This is a genomic window from Cupriavidus sp. SIMBA_020 (assembly GCF_046535395.1).
In the GTDB taxonomy this organism is placed as follows: Bacteria; Pseudomonadota; Gammaproteobacteria; order Burkholderiales; family Burkholderiaceae; genus Cupriavidus; species Cupriavidus campinensis.
Genome location: NZ_JAWRWU010000377.1, coordinates 1 through 285 on the forward strand (window position 1 = coordinate 1; position 285 = coordinate 285).

The following is a 285-nucleotide window of genomic DNA, read 5'->3' on the forward strand; positions in this document are numbered from 1 at the left end:
CCGATCCGATGACCGGCGCATCGAATCGCCGCCAGTTCATCGCGCAGGTCGAGCGCGAGATCCAGCGGGCCGAGCGCGACGGCACACCGTTTTGCCTGCTCGCGCTCGACCTCGACAACTTCAAGACGGTCAACGACACGCTCGGCCACAACGCCGGCGACGAGGTGCTGAAGATGGTCGCGGAGCGCATCGTCGCGAACGTGCGCGCGAACGACACAGTGGCGCGCATGGGCGGTGACGAATTCGCGCTCGTGCTCGAGGAGGTCGACGATGTCCGCGACGTCG

Annotated in this window: 1 protein-coding gene; it reads left to right on the plus strand. The window is 67.0% G+C overall.

The window, feature by feature from the left end:
* The coding region (locus SB751_RS29665; protein ID WP_410748982.1) for a GGDEF domain-containing protein at positions 1-285 on the plus strand (285 nt) is incomplete at both ends.